Genomic DNA, 20,420 nt, shown 5'->3' with positions numbered 1-20,420 from the left:
TATTTTTTTATTTTTACTTATTATTTCGATAGTTTGGTCACAACACATCTAGGCCCTAGGTCGAATACGATGAAGAAATCGCGTTTTACGTAAAATCCCAGAAGAGGAGATCTCTCATGACCGCTCGTACAACACCTCCCCGTTTCCTTTCCCTTGAGCAAAAATTGGCAATCATCCAAAATGACTTTCCGCCAGTACGAATACCCAAAAAGATAACGATCGTCAGCTTTCGGTCATCTCCCCGACGACTGCCTTTTACGAAATGACAGGGGGCAACGATCAATTGTCCAACGCATTTCTCCCGGAGCTGGCGAAGTGATAACATTGTTTTACCCATGACAAAAATGATAAAATAGGTAAGATTGGATATAACCTGTTACTTATAAGAATGAGAATGGAGCCCAGCGATGACGATTCGGAAGATTATATTGTTAGGAATTCTCCTAGCGATCACATTATTTCTGCTACCGTATTCCGTTCCTTTTATCCTCTCGTTATTGACGGCGATTTTGCTGGAACCGTTGGTGTTGTTTCTCATCCGGAGTCTACGCATCAATCGATTGAGTGCCGTCATCGGTTCCTTTCTCTTGTTTCTCTTGTCATTTGCAATCATCGCCTACTGGTTAGGCACTCAGATCGTGGTGCAAAGCGTTGATCTCGCTCAGCGGCTACCCACCTATTCCCAGCATCTGTTTGAGTTCCTGGAGTCCACGTTTGGGCAATGGGAACTGTATTACTCCACTTTGCCTGCTGAAACAGTCAATCAGATTCAACAGGTATTTGACAGCTTGAAAACGTCCGCGCTAAACACCGCTTCTACGCTCGCGAAAGGAATCCTCGGAGGTGTCGCCACCATTCCTGGCTTCCTGCTCACGACGATCATCTACCTGGTAGCACTGTTCCTGATTAGTCTGGATCTGCCTCGGTTGCGTGCTGGTTTCATGCGGATGTTCACGGTCTCTGCCAGAGAGAAGATAAACGTGGTGCTCACTCAGCTCAACCGCGCCACGATTGGTTTCTTACGCGCCCAGATCATCCTCAGCTTTGTCACGTTCATGATCGCATGGCTGGGTCTCATCATCTTGAAGGTCAAGTATTCAGCGGTCATTGCTCTGCTGATCGTACTGGTGGACATCCTCCCGATCTTGGGAACAGGATCCTTCCTCGTTCCATGGGCGGTCTACAATTTCTTTACAGACAAGGAGCACCTCGCCATCGGTTTGGTCATTCTCTTCCTGGTGATCACCGTCATCCGGCGCATCATCGAGCCAAAGATTTTGGCTTCGAGCCTCGGCATCAGTGCTTTGGCAGCGTTGGTCAGCCTCTTTCTCGGCTTTCAGGTCATGGGCTTTTTCGGTCTCATCCTGGGTCCTGCCCTCGTCATTATTTATGATGCACTGCGCAAGGCAGGTTTCCTGAAGTTCAAAATTGATTTCTAAATAGGAAAGCAACGATGCGAGCGGCCGTTTTTTCTGGGGAAGACCCTGAGAGGACGGTCATTTGTTTCATACAGGAGAAAAAAGGAGTGGCCTGAACATGTACAAAGAACTGAATACGTCGATGCGTACCATTCTGACCCCAGGGCCTGTAGAAGCAGAGCCACGTGTGCTGCGTGCCATGTGTACACCGATTCTGGGGCAGTTCGATCCAGAATTTACAGCCATCATGAATGAAACCATGGAGATGCTGCGCAAGCTATTCCAGACAAATAATCACTGGGCGTTCCCTGTCGACGGTACTTCCCGAGCGGGCATCGAGGCCGTACTCGGCAGTCTCATCGAGCCGGGGGATCGGGTGCTCGTCCCGATTTACGGCCGGTTTGGACATCTGCTGACGGAAATCTCAGAGCGCTATGGTGCGGATGTCGTCACGATGGAAACAACTTGGGGCAAAGTCTTTGATCCCGCTGCCGTCATTAACGAAATCGAACGCATCCAACCTAAAATCGTCGCGATGGTCCACGGGGAAACCTCTACCGGTTGCTTGCAGCCTCTTCAGGAAATCGGATGGGCTTGCCGGCAGATGAATGTGCTGTTCGTCGTCGATGCCGTCGCCTCTATCGGGGGCACGGACGTAAAAGTGGATGATTGGTACATAGACGCTTGCATCGGTGGTACGCAAAAATGTTTATCCGTTCCATCTGGTATGGCTCCAATCACGTTCAATTCCCGCGTTGAAGCTCTCCTCCTGGAACGCAAGAAAATCGAAAGAGGCTTGGCAGATCCTGATGCATCGTACTCAACAGGTCTGGGGCGAAGCATTCGCAGCAACTATTTTGACCTCAGCCAGCTCATGGACTACTGGGGACCGGCCCGACTCAATCATCACACGGAAGCTACCAGCATGCTCTACGCTTTGCGTGAAGGGGTACGCATCGTTTTGGAAGAAGGTCTGGAGGAGCGCTTTTCTCGGCATCGACTGCATGAAACCGCTCTGGTACAAGGAATCAAGGCGATGGGTCTGGAGCTGTATGGCGATCCTGCCTGCAAGCTACCTGTCGTCACATGCATCTCTATTCCTGATGGGGTTAACGGCGAATCCGTACGTGCGATGTTGTTGGAAGATTTCCACATCGAGATCGCCAGCTCGTTTGGACCACTCAAAGGGAAAATATGGCGGATCGGGACCATGGGCTATAGCTGCCGGAAGAAAAATATTTTGCATGTGCTAGGAGCACTGGAAGCTGTTTTGATTCGGCATGGGGTGGATGTACATACGGGGCAGGCGGTGCAAGCTGCTTTGGATGTTTATCATGGGGAGAAGCCTCAATAAAAAAACGCAGGCGAGCTTGGGGGTTAACGCTCATGTCTCAAATCACTTTGAAACGAATCACCTCTGAAAACTGGCGAGAAGCAATAGGACTCTCTGTAACTGTTGAGCAGCAAGAGTTTGTAGCAGCTGTCACACCTCCTGCTGCCATTGCTCTTGCCAAGGCATACATTAGGCCAGACGGTAAGATGGTTGAACCTTATGGCGTCTATCATCTGCAGGAAATGGTGGGTTTTTTCAATCTTCACTATACACCGGATAGCCATGAAGACTATTGGCTTTTTCATTTATTTATTGATAAACGGTTTCAAAGAATGGGATTAGGGTCTACTGCAATACAAGAGTTGATCAAACATATGAGAGAATTCCATCCTGCTTGTCATCGCTTAAGATTGACTGTACACCCTGAAAACGATGCAGGCAAAAAATTCTACAAGAAGCTTGGATTTACTGATGATCATATTCTTACACATGGTGAACCGACATTTTCGATTTCCCTAAAAGCATAGCTCTTCCTTCTGACAGACTCAAAAAAGGAAGCCAGCACTGCCTCTTCATTTTCGTGGCAGTACTGGCTTGAAGAGTTTCGTCGTTTCTTCACAGCTAGCTTCTAGCCCCCTTTTGGATTACAGGGCCAGCACATGCCATTTGCCTAAAATTCCACTTGGTTGATCAAATGGATAATGGCATGCGCGATTTTTGCTTCGTAGCTCTCGTTTCTCTCAAACTCGTTCCATATCGCTTGAACATCGTGATTGGATATCGTCTCGATCCGTAATCCTGGCTTTGTGGCCCATTTCTGTCCCATGCTCGTTCCTTGCTCAGCGGACGTGCACGCGACATCGTGGAGAATGAGCATTTTCAAGAGCTTTTCCATGTTGGCATGATTACGGATCAGATGCGGTTCCATCCGTTTGGCCAGCATCCATAACTTTTGCGATTGATCTTGTGTCGCCACCATTTACAACCGTCCACCTCCCATTAATTATATCTAGTTATAACTAGTTATAACTAATTATAACGATTTTCTCAAACAAAAAAAGCTATTACCCATTGAAGTGCACCCCTTATAGTGGACATTGGAAAAAACACGAGTGTTTTAAACCGATGATTCCTATAGGGGGTGTTTTTCGTTATGGCAAAAATGGGGCAAAAGTTTACGAATTATAGTCATGAAATCAAGATGGAAGCAATTCGCTTGTACATGGAGGAAGGATGGTCTAATCGAAAGATAATGGAACATCTAGGGATCCCAGACAGAGGCCGAGTCACTACATGGACAAAGAAGTTCAAGCAGTTGGGTGAATTCGGCTTATTGGATCAGAGAGGTCGACGTGACGAATACATGGATCAAAATCGATATGTCCAAAAATTAGAGAGGGAGAATTCGATGCTAAAAAAGTGTTTACAAATTTGGATGCGGGAGGTGTCCAAGAGAAGTACAATGCCATCGTGAAATTGACTGAGTGGTACCATGTAACAGAGTTATGTAAGCTATTCGGGGTCTCTAGAAGTGGATTCTATGCTTACAGAAAGCGGAGTTCACAAGACAAAGACCTTGTAATTAAGGAGTTCATTCAAAAGATCTATAGCAAATATGATGGGAAATACGGATATCGTCAAACGCAGCTCTTTCTACTTCAAGACTACAAGATATGGGTTAACCACAAAAAGGTCCTACGCCTCATGCAAGAGATGGGACTACGCTCCCGAGTACGCCGTAAACATCGATGCAACTATGCTTCTTCTATAGGGACACGTGTAGTTGAAAACTTATTGCAACGGAAATTTCATGCCAACTTACCGAATCAAAAGTGGGTTACTGACGTAACCCAATATCGTATCGGAGATACATGGTTGTACCTGTCTGCCGTCAAGGATTTGTTTAATAACGAAATCGTGGCCTACCATCTAGCGCAGCGCAATGACAATGATCTTGTTTTGCAGACTTTCAAGAAAGCCTTTCAAAATAAAGAGGACATGTCTGGACTGATCGTTCACAGCGATCAGGGATTCCAGTACACGTCCTATGCGTATCACGACATGCTGCCAAAGGTTGGAGCCCAAATCAGCATGTCACGCCGAGGCAATTGTTACGACAATGCCTCTATGGAGAGCTTCTTCTCGCATCTCAAAACGGAAGCGCTCTACCCTTATGATATCCGAACAGTAGACGAGGCACAAAGGAGAATTGAGGAATATATCCATTTTTACAACTCTACGAGGCCACAAAGAAAATTAAACAAGCTGACGCCGATTGAGTACCGGCGCCAGCTTGCTGCTTAGCTCTTTTTTTAGTGTCCACTAAATGGGGTCTTGACCACCATGGCAACAGCTTTTTTCTAAACCTTGGACTTACTCAACTGTTAATACGCATACGTTTATCTCGTACCTTCAAAAGCATAAAAAGGCAGAGCTTTCTCCGACTCCGTTTCTAGCTTCAACGCTTCCACCAGAAACGGCATAAGTTCCTTTGCCTTTGGAAAATCCGCCCACATTACCTCTGCGATATCATCATCGGGGTCATTGATCTGGATCTCGTCATCGATGATTTGTGCAAAAAAGGTAAAAAATAACACATGATGTCCTCTTTCTTCAAAAAGCACCTCTCGAACAGAGCTCAAGCCGCCAACGCGAATGTCGTATCCCGTTTCTTCTTTTACCTCGCGCACGACCGCTTGCTCTAGCGTTTCCCCTACTTCGACGGCCCCTCCTGGAGGACCCCAATAAAAAGAATCGCCCTTTCGATTTTTGACGATCAAGATTTGTCCGCTTTCGTTTGTAAGGATTGCGGATACGACATCGACTCTTTTCAAAATAGTTTCTCCTCTTTCCACACGTGTCTCCACTGCGTTTTTTTCCACTTCGTATTAGCGACGATCCAACGCCATCCGTGCGGCCAGCGCCGTCAAAACACTTGCCATGAGCCATTTCTGGACACGTACCCATGTTGGACGCTGCCCTAGCAGCCTTGCTACCTTATTCGCCGTCGGCCTTATGGATTTCCATGCGAGCAACAGCAAATACGCCGCACCTGCCCATTTGATCACTTTATACGCGAATGGTTTTGAAAACACCAACTCAGAGGAAACTACGATTCCCGAAAATCATGTTTATGTTATCGGTGATGATTGGTTTAGAACCAATTACATCGGACCAATAGCAAAAGAAAGGATCATAGGTAAAGTCTTGGGATATAAATGAAGCCAAAAACATGAAAAAAGCCCTTGCATACCCGAGTGATCGAGCGATGCAAGAACTTACTTTAACTTATGCTCGCAGGTCCGAGGAGGTTCCATTTTTTCTTCGGACACCAGCCAATAAATCTACGATGTGCACAGCTTCCATCTGACCTTCCAGTCCCGCACGCTTGATTCCCGCTTTCATCTGCAGGAGGCACCCTGGATTCGAGGTGACCAAAATATCCGCTTGTGTAGCGGCGACATGGCCCATTTTCTCATCCAGCAGATTGCCTGCCATCTCGGGCTGCACGAGGTTGTAGATGCCTGCCGAGCCACAGCAGCGGTCGCCTTCCCGCAGCGGCACATAGGTGGCGTTCGGGATGGATTGGAGCAAATTTACTGGCTCTTTTGTGACCTTCATGCCATTGCGCAGGTGGCAGGATGATTGATAAGTGATCCGCTTGGACTCGGGCAGAGCCGCCCATGTATCTGGCTCAACCATCTCCACCAATAGCTCGCTGATATCTTTTACCCGGGAGGAAAACCACTTGGCCTTTTCATGCCACTGGGGATCATTCTCCAGCAGATGATCGTATTCCTTAAGCAACGCGCCGCATCCCCCCGCGTTGGAGACGATCACCTCTACCTCCGCCTTGCTAAATGCTTCGACGTTTTTCCTCGCCAGATTTCTCGCTTCTTCCCGCTCACCGCTATGGGCGTGTAATGCGCCGCAGCATACCTGCCCCTGCGCGATGACGACTTCGCAGCCGGCTTCAGTCAATAGCCGCACGGTGTTGAGATTGGTCTCATTAAACAGCACATCCATGATGCAGCCGTGAAACATGCCGACGCGAAGCTTCCGTTCTCCCACAGCGGGAATGACCGTAGCGCCTAGGTATTGGGTGATTCCTTTTCCGGACGCATCTGGCATGATCGCTTCCATCTCGCCCAGCTGTTTCGGCAGGATGCGGAGCACACCGAGCTTGCGTACCGCTTTTTGCATTCCGGATCGCTGGTAGAATCGCAACATGCTGCCTAATCGATAGAGTCTGTCCTGGCGTGGGAACAGATGAGTGAAGGCCAATTTGCGGACGGCTTTGACCCATGTCGGATGCTCTTGCACTTCCTCGATTGCCTCTCTCGTCTGTTCAATCAGTTGGCCATAGGGAACACCTGCCGGACAAACTGGTTCGCAGGCACGACAGCCGAGACACAGATTCATTTGATCCACAAAATCCTGGTCCGGTTGCATGACGCCGTCTGCCACCGCTTTCATCAAGGCGATCCTGCCCCGTGGAGATGCAGCCTCATATCCCGTCTCGCGAAAGGTCGGACAAGCAGGCTGACAAAAACCGCAGCGCATGCAGTTGGACAGCTCTTCATAATCCAGTTTATCTATCAAGGCTTCTTTAAGCACGGTTGACCACCACTCTGTTCCGGGTTTCTTTGGCGAACATCTTGCCTGGATTGAGCAGGTTGTGCGGGTCAAAAGCCTGTTTGATCCCTTTCATGACTTCGATCCCCGCAGCGCCCACTTTCCACTCGAGATACGGTGCCTTGACGATCCCTACGCCATGCTCACCTGTAATGGTTCCGCCCAAATCGATGGCGGCCTGGAATATTTCCGCAAACGCGTCCTCGACCCGTTCGATTTCTTCGTGATTGCGCGCATCGGTCATACAGGTGGGATGCAGATTGCCGTCACCTGCATGACCAAAGGTACAAATGTGCAGCCCATACCGCTCTGTGATTTCCTGAATAGCCGCAACCATCGGGGCAATCTGTGCCCGAGGAACAGTCGCATCCTCAAGAATCGTGGTCGGGCGCATCCGGGACAGAGCAGCCAGCGCACTGCGTCTCGCCGTCATCACTTCGTCCGCTTCTTCCGGTGTCGTGGCGACTTTGATCTGAACCGCGTCGTTTTTCTTGCAAATCGCGGAAATCTTATCAATATCGCGATCTACCGTTTCCGCTTCTCCATCCTGACCGATCAGTAAAATGGCAGCCACATCAGTAGGCAGACCAATCTGCTTGAAATCTTCCACGACGCGAATCGTCCCCTGATCCAAAAACTCCAGCGTTCCCGGGATGATCCGGTTTGCGATAATGTCAGAGACAGAGCGTGCTGCTTGGGACATATCTGCATACATCGCCAGCATGACGCGCTGGGTCTGTGGTTTTGGAATCAGCTTGAGGATCGCCTGCGTAATGATGGCCAGCGTTCCCTCACTGCCTACCAGCAGCTTGGTCAAGTCATAGCCCGCCACATCTTTCATCAGCTTGCCGCCGGTACGAATGATCTCCCCATTCGGCAGAACAGCTTCCAGTCCGAGTACGTAATCCTTTGTCGTTCCGTATTTCAGCCCACGGAGTCCTCCCGAATTGAGAGCGATATTCCCACCAATCGTCGAGATGACCATACTGCCTGGGTCTGGGGGATAAAACAGACCATGTGCTTCGACCGCCTGATGAATGTCTGCAGTGCGCACACCTGGCTGTACGGTGATCGTCAGATTTTGCTCGTCGATTTCCACGATCTGATTCATCCGGTTCAACACGAGGACGATGCCTCCCCCAACCGGAATTGTTCCTGCGCAAAGATTCGATCCTGCTCCACGCGTCACGATCGGGATTTGATGCTTTGCCGCGACCCGCATGATTTGTTGGACTTCTTCCGTGCTTTGCGGCATTACCACGACGTCCGGCAATGACTGTTGCATAGGTGTCGCATCATACGAGTAGGCGACCAACGCTTCCTGCCGATCCAGACAATGCTTCTCTCCCACGATCGCGCGCAGCTCGGAGCGAATGTGTTCTGGCAACATGGAAACCCTCCTCAAGAATTAACTGTACTTCTGAATTGCTTCCCGAATTCTTCCATTGGTAAGATTCAACAATTGTGCGGCTTCTTCCCTGCTGGTATTCGTCAATTTCATCAAAATCGCCGTCTTGGCATCCCCTTTTGCCTGATCTGCCAGTCGCTCCGCTTCCGCATAGCTGACGCCAGTCACTTCCATGACGATGCGTTTGACACGTTCCTTGAGCTTGAGGTTTGTCGCCTGAACATTCACCATCAGGTTGCCGTACACCTTGCCGAGCTTGATCATGGTAGCTGTCGTCAGCATATTGAGAACGAGCTTTTGTGCCGAGCCTGCCTTGAGACGTGTCGAGCCAGTCAATACCTCTGGTCCAACGACGACATTGATCGCAACATCTACCCCTTTGTTAATAAAGGAAGGCTGGTTGCATGATACGGAAATGGTACGCGCTCCGATCGCCTGCGCTTCTTGCAGAACTCCGAGCACATAAGGAGTCCGACCGCTCGCCGCGATACCAACGACCACATCGCGATCCGTCACACCGTATTTGTGTACATCCTCAATCCCCAGCTCCACGGAGTCTTCCGCGCCTTCTACTGCACGGATCATGGCAGATGGTCCGCCAGCGATGACTCCCTGAACCAATTCAGGATTCGTCCCAAATGTCGGTGGGCATTCAGACGCATCGAGAATTCCCAATCGCCCGCTAGTTCCTGCTCCAAAGTAAAAGAGTCTGCCATCCTTTTCCAATGCCGCCACGATCAGCTCGACCGCTTCAGACACTTGATCCAAGACGCGCTCTACTGCGTAAGGTACTTTTTTATCTTCATCGTTCATCAACTGAACGATTCCCCGGGTACTCAACCGATCAAGGTCCTGAGTGCTTTCGTTTTTTCCCTCTGTAGTTAATGCTTGCAAGTTCTCCAGCTTCACTCTCTCCGAACCTCCTTTTGTATTCATACTTGCGGCCTGATTGCTCCCTCATCCAGATGGCAGGAAACCCAATGTCCTGGTGCCAGCTCACGTGCAGGTGGGGCACTTGACTTGCAAATGTCCATGCAGTGTCGGCAACGCGGATGGAACGTGCAACCCGATGGCGGATTGGCTGGGCTCGGCAAGTCTCCCTCCAAAATGATGCGCTGTGTCGTCAGGTGCGGATTCGGAACAGGTACAGCGGATAGCAAAGCCTGCGTGTACGGATGTGTCGGGTGTTCATATAAGGATTGCTTGTCTGCTACCTCGACCACTTTTCCCAGATACATAACCGCGACTCGGTCGGAAATGTGGCGCACGACACTCAAATCGTGGGAAATAAACAGATAGGTCAAATTGAATTCCTTTTGCAAATCTTGCATCAGGTTGAGAATTTGCGCTTGGATCGATACGTCCAGCGCAGATACTGGCTCGTCAGCAATGATCAACTTGGGACGTAAAATCAGTGCCCGGGCAATCCCGATCCGCTGACGTTGTCCCCCGGAAAACTCGTGAGGAAAACGGTCCAGATGCTGCTTGGACAGTCCGACAATCCCGATCATTTCCTCTACCTGACGGCGGCGTTCTTGTGGCGTGCCGATCCCATGTATGATCAATGGATCTTCTAATAGCTGTCCGATTGTTTTACGTGGATTTAGCGATGCGAATGGATCCTGAAAAACGAGCTGCATGTCGCGGCGGGCACGGCGTAAATCCGTCTCGTTGAGCTTGCGGATGTCGTTACCTTCGAACAGGATTTCCCCATCCGTTGGCTCGATCAACCGCAATATGCAGCGACCCGTCGTTGATTTGCCGCAGCCGGATTCACCTACGATACTGACTGTCTCCCCCGGATAGACCGTGAGATTGACACCATCGACGGCGCGGACGACCTTTTCCTTGCTGAAAAAGCCCTGCTTGCTCGTAAAATGCTTGGTTAACGATTTAATCTCCAAGAGTGGCTTGGTCATTGTGCTTCCCCCTCGCGATACAGCCAGCATCGGCATTTTTGCGAATCGGAGACAGGCAAGAGCTCCGGATTTTTCTCCCGGCAGATATCCATCACTTGGGAACAACGTGGGGCAAAGCGGCATCCCGCTGGCATTTCACTCAGCAGCGGAACAGCGCCTGGAATGGCATCGAGCCGCTCCTGATTCACGTTGACACTCGGCATGGACTTCATCAGACCTCTGGTGTAAGGGTGCTTAGGGTCGTCAAACAGCTTTTTGACGTCCGCTTCCTCCACAATCTGGCCGGCGTACATGACGATTACGCGATGGCACATCTCGGCTACCACACCCAAGTCGTGGGTGATGAGCATGATGGAAGTCCCTCGCTCGTTGCGTACCTTTTTCATCAGCTCGAGAATCTGCGCCTGAATCGTCACATCGAGGGCAGTCGTCGGTTCGTCGGCGATCAGCAACTTTGGTTCACAGGCCATCGCCATGGCGATCATGACACGCTGACGCATCCCGCCGGAGAGCTGGTGCGGATAGTCCGAAATGATTTCATCTGCGCGAGGAATCCCCACTTGCCTGAGCAGCTCGATCGTTCGTTCTTTCGCAGCTTGCTTGGACAAGCCCAGATGACGGCGCAAAGGCTCGCTAATCTGTTTTCCGATCGGATGCAATGGATTAAGCGAAGTCATCGGTTCCTGAAAGATCATCGCGATCTCGTTTCCCCGTATCTTTTGCATTTCTTTATCAGAAAGGGTCAGCAATTCTTTGTCCTGAAAGCGAATGCTGCCGCTCATTTCCACATTTCGTCCTAACAGCTGCATGATGGACATGCTTGTCACGCTTTTACCACAACCCGATTCGCCGACCACCCCAACGGTTTCGCCAGGTTCTACAGTCAGGCTGACCCCTTCGATGACCGTCAGCTTATTGCCCGATTGAAGAAAGGATGTTCGTAAATTATCGATCGTTAGCATAGCTGTCATGGATACTCCCCCTTTCTCTCGATGATCCGACTGGCTTGATGCCATTCAAAATTTGATTGTGGTGAGCGATACGCCACGGCCCGATCAAGGGGCTTGCGACTGGATGGACCCGATTGGTCAACGTAATGATCGTCGCTTCTCTGACCGGATCGGACCAGATCGATGTCCCTGTAAAGCCTGTATGGCCAAAAGCGTGTTCTGACACCAAATCTCCCCCTGTACAGCCTGCCGCAACTTGTTCGAGTGAACCGCCTGTAGATGAGGCGATCCAACCAAGTCCTCTGCGATGAATAGAGGGATCGGTATGGGAGCGAGTAGATAGTGCCCTCAGCACGGGATCAATGCGGACCGGGGCATCATCGGAAGTCCAGATCTCCATATAGCGTTCGACATCGCGAACAGTCGCAAAGAGTCCTGCATGACTGCTGATTCCTCCGAGGCCGTAATGTGCGTTGCAATCGTGGACTGTACCGCAGATCACGCCTTGACGCCACTTGTAATCCGCCAGCTTTTCTCTCCACTCTGCCACGCTCGGATGATCGAAAGGCTCCATTTCTGCCAAGAAGTTCTCTGCCATATTTTGCTCGAACGCATTACCATTCTCCGTAAACGCAATCCCGCTGATTTCGAGCATGGATTGCTGCAGAGGAAGATAACAGGCGCTTTCCATTCCGCTCGGTTTAAAAATGAGTCTTTTCGCGAGAGCGTCCAGCTCTTCTCCCCAGACGCGCTCCAAAAGAAAGCCGAGTACCATAAACCCTAGATCACTGTAGACGACTTGACTGCCTGGAGTGCCAATGAGCTCCTCCTGGGAGATCAGTCGAATGTATTCCGCTCTCCCCTGTCCCATCAGAAAAAACGGTCGCCATGCAGGAAGTCCTGACGAGTGCGTAAGCAAGTGCGCGATCTTGATTTGCGCTTTTCTTTCCGTGTCCTCGCCCTCTCCCATTTCTGGTATATGGGTGATGAGTGCATCTGATAGGGACAGCTTGCCTGCTTGAATGCTGAGTAATACGAGCGGTAGCGTCACGATGACTTTGGTCAGGGAAGCAAGATCGTATAGTGTCTGAGCATCGACAGCTGCTGCTCCCTCTGTTACTCCCGTCTTGCCTTTGACCGTTGTCAGTGTCGGCGCTCCTTTTCTCATCACACTAACAGCAGCTCCTGGAAAAATACCTTTCCGAATCCCATCCTCCAGACTTTGTTCCATCCGAACCATGAGCTCGATTCCGTTCATATCGATTCCTCCCGCCTACTTGCCGCGATGACGCGGATCGAGAATGTCGCGAACGGCATCGCCAAACATGTTGCAAGCCAGAATGGTCACGGTCATGGCAAGACAAGGCCAAATGATCATCCCCGGAGCCAGCTCCATATAACGGCGAGCCTCTGAAATCATACCGCCCCATGATGGATCAGGCGGTTGGATGCCCAAGCCCAAAAAGCTGAGAGCGGATTCGGTCAAAATCGCACCGGAAATCGCCAACGAGGATTGCACCAAAAGTGGCGCTGTCACATTTGGAAAGATCTCCAGGAACAAAATTCGTTTCGTGCTCGCCCCGATTGCGCGGGCGCTTTCCACGTATTCCAGGTTCTTGATGGAGAGGACAGCTCCCCTGACAGTACGGGTAAAAATGGGAATATTCACAATCCCGATTGCCATGATGGTATTAAAAGTACCCGGACCTAACGCCGCGACAATCGCCAGCGCCAGCAAAATTTCCGGAAAGGCAAACAGCACATCCATGCAGCGCATGATAAAACCGTCCACCCAGCGTCCGAAGTAACCAGCTATCAATCCAAACAGCGTCCCAAATACCACGCTGACCAATACGGCAGACACGCCTACTACCAGTGAAACGCGTGCTCCGTAAATAATACGGCTCAAAAGGTCACGACCAAACTGGTCCGTACCTAGCATAAACTCACCTGAGCTGCCTTCCATCCGATGCTCCTGAAACATCTGCGTCGGGTCATGCGGTGCCAACACCGGCGCCAATGCAGCCGTTGCACAGAGCAGCGCCAGCAACACGGAACAGAAGACGGCCGTTTTATTTGCTAAAAATCGCTTTCGAAAAGTGCTCATGTCGCATTCCCCTTGTCAATACTTGATACGCGGATCAATCCAGGTATAGATCAGGTCGATGAGCAGATTGACCAGGACAAACACCAGAGCGACAAATAGCACGCCTCCCTGTACGACCGGATAATCCCGCTGATAGATGCCTTCCAAAATGTACTGACCTAATCCCGGTATCGAAAACAGCTGCTCCACGATGACTGATCCGCCCAACAGGTATCCGATCTGCATGCCGGCAATGGTCACGATCGGAATCGAGGAGTTACGGAAAGCGTGACCAATGACGATGGTCCATTGACTGTTCCCTTTTGCACGTGCGGTACGGATGAAATCTTTGTCCATGGTTTCCAAGAAAGCAGATCTCGTCATCCGCATCACGCCTGCAGCTACGACAATGCCCATCGTTACTGCTGGCAGAATAAACACCTTGAAGGCTTCCACGGGATTTTCCCAGAAGCTGACGACATCAATCGGAGGAAACCAGTTGAAATAGAGTGAAAGGCCCAACAAAAGAAGAGTACCGATCGCAAAATTGGGTACCGAGATTCCCAACAGCGTAGCAACGCGGACGATGATATCTGTCTTGGAATGCGCACGAATGGCGGATAAGATACCAAACGGAATGGCGAGCGCCCAGCCAATCAGAACACCAAATACCGTCAACTGCAGCGTGATCAAAAAGCGCTTGATGATTTGCGGCAAGATTTCTTCACCAGAATGAACAGATACTCCAAAGTTCCCCTGCAGCATTCCGCCGATCCAGTGAAAGTACTGCGTGATCAACGGCTGATCCAGTCCCATGCTCTTGTGCAGCGCGGCGATGGCTTCGGGGGTAGCGTTTGTTCCCAGCATGATGGAAGCAGGATCACCCGGCACCAGATGCAGGATGGTAAATACCAAAACGGAGATGCCAAACAGGATGGGAATCAGGCTGGCGACGCGTTTGATTAGATAAGATCCCACGAGGTTCCCTCCAAATTAGAAACTTGGCTCCGCCAGAGGCCAGGCGGAGCCTTGATGATCACTCTATTACTTGATCGCAGTCTTGATCAGAGAGTATACTTCACCCGCTGCGGTTGGTGTGAAATCGATGTTGTCACGTACAGCATAGTAGTTCTTTGGAGAAGCCAGGAACAGGTTTGGTGCATCTGCTACCAGCATCGTTTGTGCTTGCTCGTACAGTTTTTTGCGTTCTGCTTGATCTACTGTAGCCAATGCTTTTGCAACCAGCTCGTCATAAGCAGGGTTGGAATAGTTCCACACGTTGGCAGAACCAGTTGTCGAGAAGAAGAAGCGCATCGAACGGTCCGCATCTACACCGGAAGTGTTACGTCCAACCATCAGGTTCATGTCTTTGGACTTCCAGACTTCGATGTAGTTACCCCATTCCAGCTGGTTGATCTTGGCGTTGATTCCGATTGCTTTCAGTTGTTGCTGAATTACTTGCGCGGTTTCTACCATGTCTGGATAAGTAGCCGCTGTTTCGATTTGCGTGTCAAATCCGTTCGGGAAGCCTGCTTCCGCGAGCAATTGTTTTGCTTTTTCTACATCCGTTTTGTAAGTCGGGTACGTAGCTGTATCTACTGCCCAGTTCGTGATAGCAGGGGCGATTGGACCAGTCAGGGCTGCTTCGCCTTTCCATACTGTCTGTACGATCTGATTGCGGTCTACGGCATAGCTGATGGCTTCGCGTACTTTTGGATTGTCAAACGGCTTTTTGTTTACGTTAATACCCAGGTAGCTATACTCCAGAGATTGATAGTTTTTCACTTGAACCCCTGGCTTGCCTTCCAAAAGCTTAGCGGAATCAGCAGAAACTACGCTGATGTCGATTTTGCCGGAGCGGATCGCTGCCAGACGCTCAGCTTCGTCCTTCATGATTTGGAACTTGATCGTTTCTACTTTTGGCACATCTTTATTGAAGTAATCCGGATTTTTCTTCAGCAATACGTATTGGCCAGGCTCAGCTTTTTCCATTTTGAACGGCCCTGTACCAATTGCCTCTTTCGTCAGATCAGTCGATCCGCTAGGTACGATAGAAGCATACGCGCTCGCTGTGTTTGCGATGAACGCTGCATCCGCATTTTTCAGCTTGAATACGACGGTGGTTGGGTCTTTTACTTCGATCGACTCTACGCTGGAGAAGTACGATTTTGCGATCGAACCGGTGTCTGGATTCATGATGCGTTCAAAGGTGAATTTCACATCGTCTGCTGTCATGTCTTTGCCGTTGTGGAATTTCACACCTTTGTGCAGGAACATGGTAATGGTCTTGCCATCTGGAGCGACTTCCCACTTCTCAGCCAGATTCGGGATGATGTTCATGTTCTCATCCAGCTTGGTCAAGCTGTCATAGATGAGCGCATACACGCGCACGCTGGATGCTGCTGGAACCTTGTGCGGGTCATAGCCTACTGGCTCTTGCTCTGCCGCTACTACCAGCTCCGTTTTTGCTGCTGCTGCTTGCCCTTCTTGCGGCTTCGCTGGATCAGCTGGTGCAGCCGTTCCTCCTCCGCCAGAACAAGCGGAAAGCATCAGGGATAAAGATAGAAAAAAGCCTGCCAACACTCGTTTTTTCACGATGGTACCCCCTACGTTTCTCAGTTTAAAAGCATATATTTCCTAACGGTACGGCCCTCTTGGCACCCGTCACTGACGGTACATTCGATGGTCGTCCCATTAGTGTCTCATGACCCAAAATGGCAAAAGCGACAGCTTCCTTCGCGTCATCCGGCATGCCGAATTGCTGTGTCGTCGTGATGGTCATTCCTGCCCCCAATTGACTTTGCAGCATACGAAGCAGTGTCTGGTTGTGTGCGCCTCCTCCAGAGACGATCACTTCCTCCACCTTGGTTGTAGGTATTACGAATTGCAGGTACGCCTGTGCGATGGAAGTCGCGGTCAAAGCCGTCACCGTCGCGATCAGGTCAGGACTACTGAGGCCGAGCTTCCCTGCCTCTGCCAGCAGCTCCTGGGCAAATGCCTTTCCGTATACTTCACGGCCAGTGCTCTTGGGTGGTTTGATTTGGTAGTAAGGATCTTGCATCAGTCGTTCGAGCAGCGGTTGGGAAACCACTCCAGAAGCCGCCAGTCGACCCGCTTCATCGTATCGCAGCTTACCCTCGGTGACAATCTGGACGACCTGGTCCATGATCATATTGCCTGGGCCCGTATCGAATGCAACAACTTCTTCGATGCTGGCGCCTGCTGGGAGAACAGTCACGTTGGCAATTCCACCGATGTTTTGCAGCAGTCTACCTTTTTCGGCGTGACGGAACAAAATGTAATCGGCGTACGGAACGAGAGGCGCCCCTTCGCCATCAGCTGCCAAGTCGCGCGCCCGGAAATTGCCTACGACCGGAATGCCAGTGCGTTCAGCCAAGGTAGACAGCTCACCGATTTGCAAGGAAGCGCGTACTTCTGTCATCCCGGTTGGTCCTGGAAATGGCGTATGTCCCGCAATGTGCCAGATCGTTTGTCCGTGATTACATACGGCATCCACTTCTGCTGCCGTTACGCCAGCCTTTTGCATCAGCTGATTGACGGCGTACGCATACCATTCCGACAATCCGTAATGCACAGCCGTCAGTTGGTCCAGACGGGCTGTTTCTACGCTACAAAGATTCAAGACCCACTCGCGCAAATCGTCCGAGTATGGCATGTAATAAAACTCACGAAGGGCTACGTCTTCAATCTCGCCGTTCCCATTCGTGCGGATCGCCACTAGTGCAGCATCAATACCGTCCAATGAGGTACCGGACATGAGACCGATGAGCAAATGCTCCCTTTTTGAGCGATAATCTAGCAATCTCGCAGGTTGATCCATCGTGCAACCCCCGTTCCGCTATGGAGAATAGTTAAAATATTCGCTTGTTTCCGCTTTCATTATAAGAAATAAAATTACATCAGTCAATCTGAAAATAGTAAACTTTATTTCTTTTGCTTTTTATATTTCCTTGAAAAGTTGCCTTGGGTGGGAGAAGAATATTTACAGGCTACGCTCGGTAGGACTTCACATAACTACGCCTAGAAATATTCTTCTCCTGCGTTTCAGGAGGGTTACGATAAAGTTTCAAAAGATGAATACCATGAATATCACTTCCCTGTTTCATGTGAAGCAAACCATATTTGATATCTCATTTACTTCCGTTCTTACGCTCATTCGATGATGACTGAGCAAAATGCCTTTAGAGGCGAAGCGATTGGCAGAATAATCTTTCTCTCATAAATCTCCGTACTAAATAAAGGTAGCTAGAAACCACAAAAGCTCGCAGGAGAAGCAGGTTTCCAGGCGGAGCGACTTCGGAACCCAGCTTAGCGGAACAACGAATTCACGGGATTAAGAAGCGGTACCTCTGTGTTCACGGCGAAGCGGCTACTACTTTACCGCTTCCTCATGAATCGTTGTGGAGCGGACAGTTTATTCTTCTTTGCAGGGTGTAGACCGGAGCATAGATCGGAAACGTGCTTCTCCGCACACCTCAGCTAAGTTGTTCCTTTCGGTTATAACAAAAAATGCCCCACCAGCAGTGCTTTCTACTGATGAGACATCTTTTCATTTATTCAACACATTAAAAATCAAAGTTATCCGGGTCCGGACCTACACGGACTCCTTCATTTAATGCATCGATTTTCGCCATGTCTTCTGATGACAATTCGAAGTTGAATACATCCGCGTTTTCTACGATCCGATGCTCTTTTGTAGACTTCGGAATGGTGACCACACCGTTTTGCAGATCCCAACGCACGATGACTTGCGCGATGGACTTTTGGTGGCGATCCGCAATGTCTTTGAGAACGGGATGATCGAGCAGTTGTCCTTGCATCAGTGGAGACCATGCTTCCATCTGAATGTTTTGCTCCCGGCAAAAGGCCTGAAGTTCTTTTTGAGTCAGGCGCGGGTGGTACTCGATCTGATCGACCATCGGCTTCATTTCCGCATCTTTCATGAGATCTTGCAGATGATGCACGTGGAAGTTGGAGACCCCGATCACTTTTACCCTTCCTTCTTTGTAGATCGTCTCCAAAGCGCGCCAAGCCTCTTTATACTTGCCTTCGACTGGCCAGTGAATCAGGTACAGATCGAGGTAGTCCAAGCCAAGCTTTTTCAGACTCGTTTCATAGGCTGCCAGCGTGGACTCGTATCCGAGGTCTGCATTCCATACTTTCGAGGTGACGAACAGATCTTCTCTCGTGATGCCCGCATCTTTCATCCCCAGACGGATTCCTTCGCCAACACCTTCCTCATTGCCGTAGATCGCAGCAGTATCGATACTGCGATAACCATGTCGGATAGCCGTGCGTACCGCTTCGACCAGCTCAGGTCCTTCTTCCACTTTAAATACGCCGAGACCTAACCAAGGCATTTTAACACCGTTATAAAGGGTTGTTGTATCTTGCAGATGTTTTGTCATGAACATACTACCTCCTGATTGTTTTTCCCTACCCTAGAATTTCCATCTTTGCTTTCTAATACTCGACTCAAGCCAGTTAATATAACGGCACCAAGCACCATGATTCCCCCGACCCACGTCGTGTGGATGAGGCCAATCGAATCCGTAATGATCCCACCCAAGTAAGCCCCGATTGCAATACCTGCATTGAATGCAGCGATGTTAATAGCAGAAGCCACGTCCTTTGCACTCGGAACAAATCGCTCTGCCAGTATGACCACGTACACTTGCAGTCCTGGAACATTCATGAACGCCAAAATCCCCATGAAAAAGATCGTGATCAGACCGGCGAGCTTGAACGGTACGGTGACAAACATGATAAACAGAACAATCGCTTGAATGCTAAACATACGAAACAAGGCAGCCAACGGATTTTTATTAGCCAGCTTTCCGCCGATCACGTTGCCAATGGCAATGGCAATCCCGTAGGCTACCAAGATGATCGCTACTGTACTTGCTGAAAACCCGGTAATGTCTGTCAGTAACGGAGACAAGTAGGTGAAGACAACAAATGTCCCGCCATAGCCCAGTGCCGTAATGATAAACATCAAGAGCAATCTGCTGTTCGTAACCAGCTTGATCTGATCGCCAAACGTCGTTTTGACTCCTTTTCGCAGGTTAGACGGCACCAGAATCAGATTGGCGATCAGCGCAATGATACCGATCACCACAATCGCTACAAATGCTGTACGCCACCCCAACAGTTGTCCCAAATACGTTCCCATCGGTACTCCTGTGACAGTCGCGACAGTTAGACCAGTAAACATGAGGGAAATCGCGCTCGCTCTGCGGTCCTCCGTCACGAGATCCGCGGCAATGGTTGATCCGATGGACATGAACACACCATGAGCCAATGCGGAGACGACCCTTCCGACCAGCAACATACTAATTGTAGTCGCACTGGCGGCAATGCTGTTCCCTGCTATGAAAATAACCATAATCCAGAATAGCAGCATTTTCCGTGGAACTCTCGACGTCAATGAAGTGAGCACAGGTGCTCCAATCGTAACACCCAACGCATATAAGGTAACGGTCAGTCCTGCTGTCGTGACCGGGATTTGCAAGTCTTGCGAAATCAGCGGCAACAATCCTACGCTAATAAATTCCGTCGTGCCGATGGCGAAAGCACTAATAGCCAGGGCGAGTAATGCCAACGTGCTTCGCTTTGTTCCTTCCATCACCGTATTCCTCCTTGTTAGTTCT

General features: G+C 50.0%; 19 protein-coding genes and 1 pseudogene. 5 read left to right on the top strand and 15 right to left on the bottom strand.

The window, feature by feature from the left end:
• Positions 1-407 precede the first annotated feature (407 nt).
• The 3 genes from ytvI to AN963_RS01465 all read left to right on the top strand — a co-directional run bounded on the left by ytvI (position 408) and on the right by AN963_RS01465 (position 3,278).
• Positions 408-1,439 (top strand): sporulation integral membrane protein YtvI, encoded by a 1,032-nt coding sequence (gene ytvI, locus AN963_RS01475; protein WP_055742793.1) that lies wholly within the window; start codon positions 408-410, stop codon positions 1,437-1,439.
• 97 nt (positions 1,440-1,536) lie between these two features.
• Complete coding sequence (locus AN963_RS01470) at positions 1,537-2,772, top strand: pyridoxal-phosphate-dependent aminotransferase family protein (RefSeq protein WP_055742792.1); 1,236 nt, start codon at positions 1,537-1,539, stop codon at positions 2,770-2,772.
• 32 nt (positions 2,773-2,804) lie between these two features.
• Entirely contained in the window at positions 2,805-3,278 is a 474-nt protein-coding gene (locus AN963_RS01465; RefSeq protein ID WP_055742791.1) for a GNAT family N-acetyltransferase, read from the top strand.
• A 143-nt stretch (positions 3,279-3,421) separates the two neighbouring features.
• On the opposite strand, the gene AN963_RS01460 is transcribed toward AN963_RS01465, so the two are convergent.
• Entirely contained in the window at positions 3,422-3,730 is a 309-nt protein-coding gene (locus tag AN963_RS01460) for an HD domain-containing protein (RefSeq protein WP_055742790.1), read from the bottom strand.
• Between the two features lie 174 nt (positions 3,731-3,904).
• On the opposite strand from AN963_RS01460, the gene AN963_RS01455 reads away from it, so the two are divergent.
• Together AN963_RS01455 and AN963_RS01450 are read left to right on the top strand one after the other, a co-directional pair.
• The gene (locus AN963_RS01455) at positions 3,905-4,225 is read left to right on the top strand and encodes a helix-turn-helix domain-containing protein (RefSeq protein ID WP_055742789.1); all 321 of its coding nucleotides are present in this window, start codon (positions 3,905-3,907) and stop codon (positions 4,223-4,225) included.
• Positions 4,171-5,055 (top strand): IS3 family transposase, encoded by an 885-nt coding sequence (locus tag AN963_RS01450; RefSeq protein ID WP_330218809.1) that lies wholly within the window; start codon positions 4,171-4,173, stop codon positions 5,053-5,055. Before AN963_RS01455 ends, AN963_RS01450 begins: the two co-directional genes overlap by 55 nt.
• 95 nt (positions 5,056-5,150) lie before the next feature.
• Here the strand turns inward: AN963_RS01450 and AN963_RS01445 are convergent, their stop codons facing one another.
• The 14 genes and pseudogenes from AN963_RS01445 to AN963_RS01385 form a co-directional block, all read right to left on the bottom strand.
• The gene (locus AN963_RS01445) at positions 5,151-5,585 is read right to left on the bottom strand and encodes an NUDIX hydrolase (RefSeq protein ID WP_055742788.1); all 435 of its coding nucleotides are present in this window, start codon (positions 5,583-5,585) and stop codon (positions 5,151-5,153) included.
• A 54-nt stretch (positions 5,586-5,639) separates the two neighbouring features.
• Positions 5,640-5,849, bottom strand: a pseudogene (locus AN963_RS31315) (hypothetical protein); the annotation flags it as partial.
• Between the two features lie 190 nt (positions 5,850-6,039).
• The gene (locus AN963_RS01440) at positions 6,040-7,368 is read right to left on the bottom strand and encodes a (Fe-S)-binding protein (protein WP_083496749.1); all 1,329 of its coding nucleotides are present in this window, start codon (positions 7,366-7,368) and stop codon (positions 6,040-6,042) included.
• Positions 7,361-8,776 carry an FAD-binding oxidoreductase gene (locus AN963_RS01435; RefSeq protein ID WP_055742787.1) on the bottom strand — a complete coding sequence of 472 codons (1,416 nt, stop codon included), beginning with the start codon at positions 8,774-8,776 and terminating at the stop codon, positions 7,361-7,363. The genes AN963_RS01440 and AN963_RS01435 overlap by 8 nt, the downstream gene beginning before the upstream one ends.
• 18 nt (positions 8,777-8,794) lie before the next feature.
• Positions 8,795-9,703, bottom strand: coding sequence for an N-acetylmuramic acid 6-phosphate etherase (gene murQ, locus AN963_RS01430; protein WP_055742786.1), 909 nt, complete (start codon positions 9,701-9,703; stop codon positions 8,795-8,797).
• Positions 9,704-9,726: 23 nt separating this feature from the next.
• Entirely contained in the window at positions 9,727-10,713 is a 987-nt protein-coding gene (locus AN963_RS01425; protein WP_055742785.1) for an ABC transporter ATP-binding protein, read from the bottom strand.
• The gene (locus AN963_RS01420; RefSeq protein ID WP_055742784.1) at positions 10,710-11,684 is read right to left on the bottom strand and encodes an ABC transporter ATP-binding protein; all 975 of its coding nucleotides are present in this window, start codon (positions 11,682-11,684) and stop codon (positions 10,710-10,712) included. The genes AN963_RS01425 and AN963_RS01420 overlap by 4 nt, the downstream gene beginning before the upstream one ends.
• Positions 11,659-12,921 carry a serine hydrolase domain-containing protein gene (locus AN963_RS01415; RefSeq protein ID WP_055742783.1) on the bottom strand — a complete coding sequence of 421 codons (1,263 nt, stop codon included), beginning with the start codon at positions 12,919-12,921 and terminating at the stop codon, positions 11,659-11,661. The genes AN963_RS01420 and AN963_RS01415 overlap by 26 nt, the downstream gene beginning before the upstream one ends.
• 15 nt (positions 12,922-12,936) lie before the next feature.
• On the bottom strand, positions 12,937-13,770 hold the full coding sequence (locus AN963_RS01410) for an ABC transporter permease (RefSeq protein ID WP_055742782.1): 834 nt from the start codon (positions 13,768-13,770) through the stop codon (positions 12,937-12,939).
• Positions 13,771-13,785: 15 nt separating this feature from the next.
• A complete protein-coding gene (locus AN963_RS01405) occupies positions 13,786-14,727 on the bottom strand; it encodes an ABC transporter permease (RefSeq protein WP_055742781.1) in 942 nt (313 codons plus the stop codon).
• Between the two features lie 66 nt (positions 14,728-14,793).
• Positions 14,794-16,344 carry an ABC transporter substrate-binding protein gene (locus AN963_RS01400; protein WP_055742780.1) on the bottom strand — a complete coding sequence of 517 codons (1,551 nt, stop codon included), beginning with the start codon at positions 16,342-16,344 and terminating at the stop codon, positions 14,794-14,796.
• A gap of 25 nt (positions 16,345-16,369) precedes the next feature.
• Positions 16,370-17,590 (bottom strand): anhydro-N-acetylmuramic acid kinase, encoded by a 1,221-nt coding sequence (locus tag AN963_RS01395; RefSeq protein WP_055742779.1) that lies wholly within the window; start codon positions 17,588-17,590, stop codon positions 16,370-16,372.
• A 745-nt stretch (positions 17,591-18,335) separates the two neighbouring features.
• A complete protein-coding gene (locus AN963_RS01390; RefSeq protein ID WP_055742778.1) occupies positions 18,336-19,178 on the bottom strand; it encodes an aldo/keto reductase in 843 nt (280 codons plus the stop codon).
• Entirely contained in the window at positions 19,175-20,395 is a 1,221-nt protein-coding gene (locus AN963_RS01385) for an MFS transporter (protein ID WP_055742777.1), read from the bottom strand. The genes AN963_RS01390 and AN963_RS01385 overlap by 4 nt, the downstream gene beginning before the upstream one ends.
• Positions 20,396-20,420 lie beyond the last annotated feature (25 nt).

Origin of the sequence: Brevibacillus choshinensis (assembly GCF_001420695.1) — a bacterium.
GTDB classification, from domain to species: domain Bacteria; phylum Bacillota; class Bacilli; order Brevibacillales; family Brevibacillaceae; genus Brevibacillus; species Brevibacillus choshinensis.
This window is presented reverse-complemented; position numbering and strand designations above follow the sequence as displayed.

Coding starts and splice junctions, on each gene's coding strand:
- AN963_RS01465 (WP_055742791.1), top strand. CDS start 2,805: ATGTCTCAAATCACTTTGAAACGAATCACCTCTGAAAACTGGCGAGAA.
- AN963_RS01410 (WP_055742782.1), bottom strand. CDS start 13,770: ATGAGCACTTTTCGAAAGCGATTTTTAGCAAATAAAACGGCCGTCTTC.
- AN963_RS01395 (WP_055742779.1), bottom strand. CDS start 17,590: ATGGATCAACCTGCGAGATTGCTAGATTATCGCTCAAAAAGGGAGCAT.
- AN963_RS01420 (WP_055742784.1), bottom strand. CDS start 11,684: ATGACAGCTATGCTAACGATCGATAATTTACGAACATCCTTTCTTCAA.
- AN963_RS01415 (WP_055742783.1), bottom strand. CDS start 12,921: ATGAACGGAATCGAGCTCATGGTTCGGATGGAACAAAGTCTGGAGGAT.
- AN963_RS01435 (WP_055742787.1), bottom strand. CDS start 8,776: ATGTTGCCAGAACACATTCGCTCCGAGCTGCGCGCGATCGTGGGAGAG.
- AN963_RS01470 (WP_055742792.1), top strand. CDS start 1,537: ATGTACAAAGAACTGAATACGTCGATGCGTACCATTCTGACCCCAGGG.
- AN963_RS01460 (WP_055742790.1), bottom strand. CDS start 3,730: ATGGTGGCGACACAAGATCAATCGCAAAAGTTATGGATGCTGGCCAAA.
- ytvI (WP_055742793.1), top strand. CDS start 408: ATGACGATTCGGAAGATTATATTGTTAGGAATTCTCCTAGCGATCACA.
- AN963_RS01385 (WP_055742777.1), bottom strand. CDS start 20,395: ATGGAAGGAACAAAGCGAAGCACGTTGGCATTACTCGCCCTGGCTATT.
- AN963_RS01390 (WP_055742778.1), bottom strand. CDS start 19,178: ATGACAAAACATCTGCAAGATACAACAACCCTTTATAACGGTGTTAAA.
- AN963_RS01425 (WP_055742785.1), bottom strand. CDS start 10,713: ATGACCAAGCCACTCTTGGAGATTAAATCGTTAACCAAGCATTTTACG.
- AN963_RS01455 (WP_055742789.1), top strand. CDS start 3,905: ATGGCAAAAATGGGGCAAAAGTTTACGAATTATAGTCATGAAATCAAG.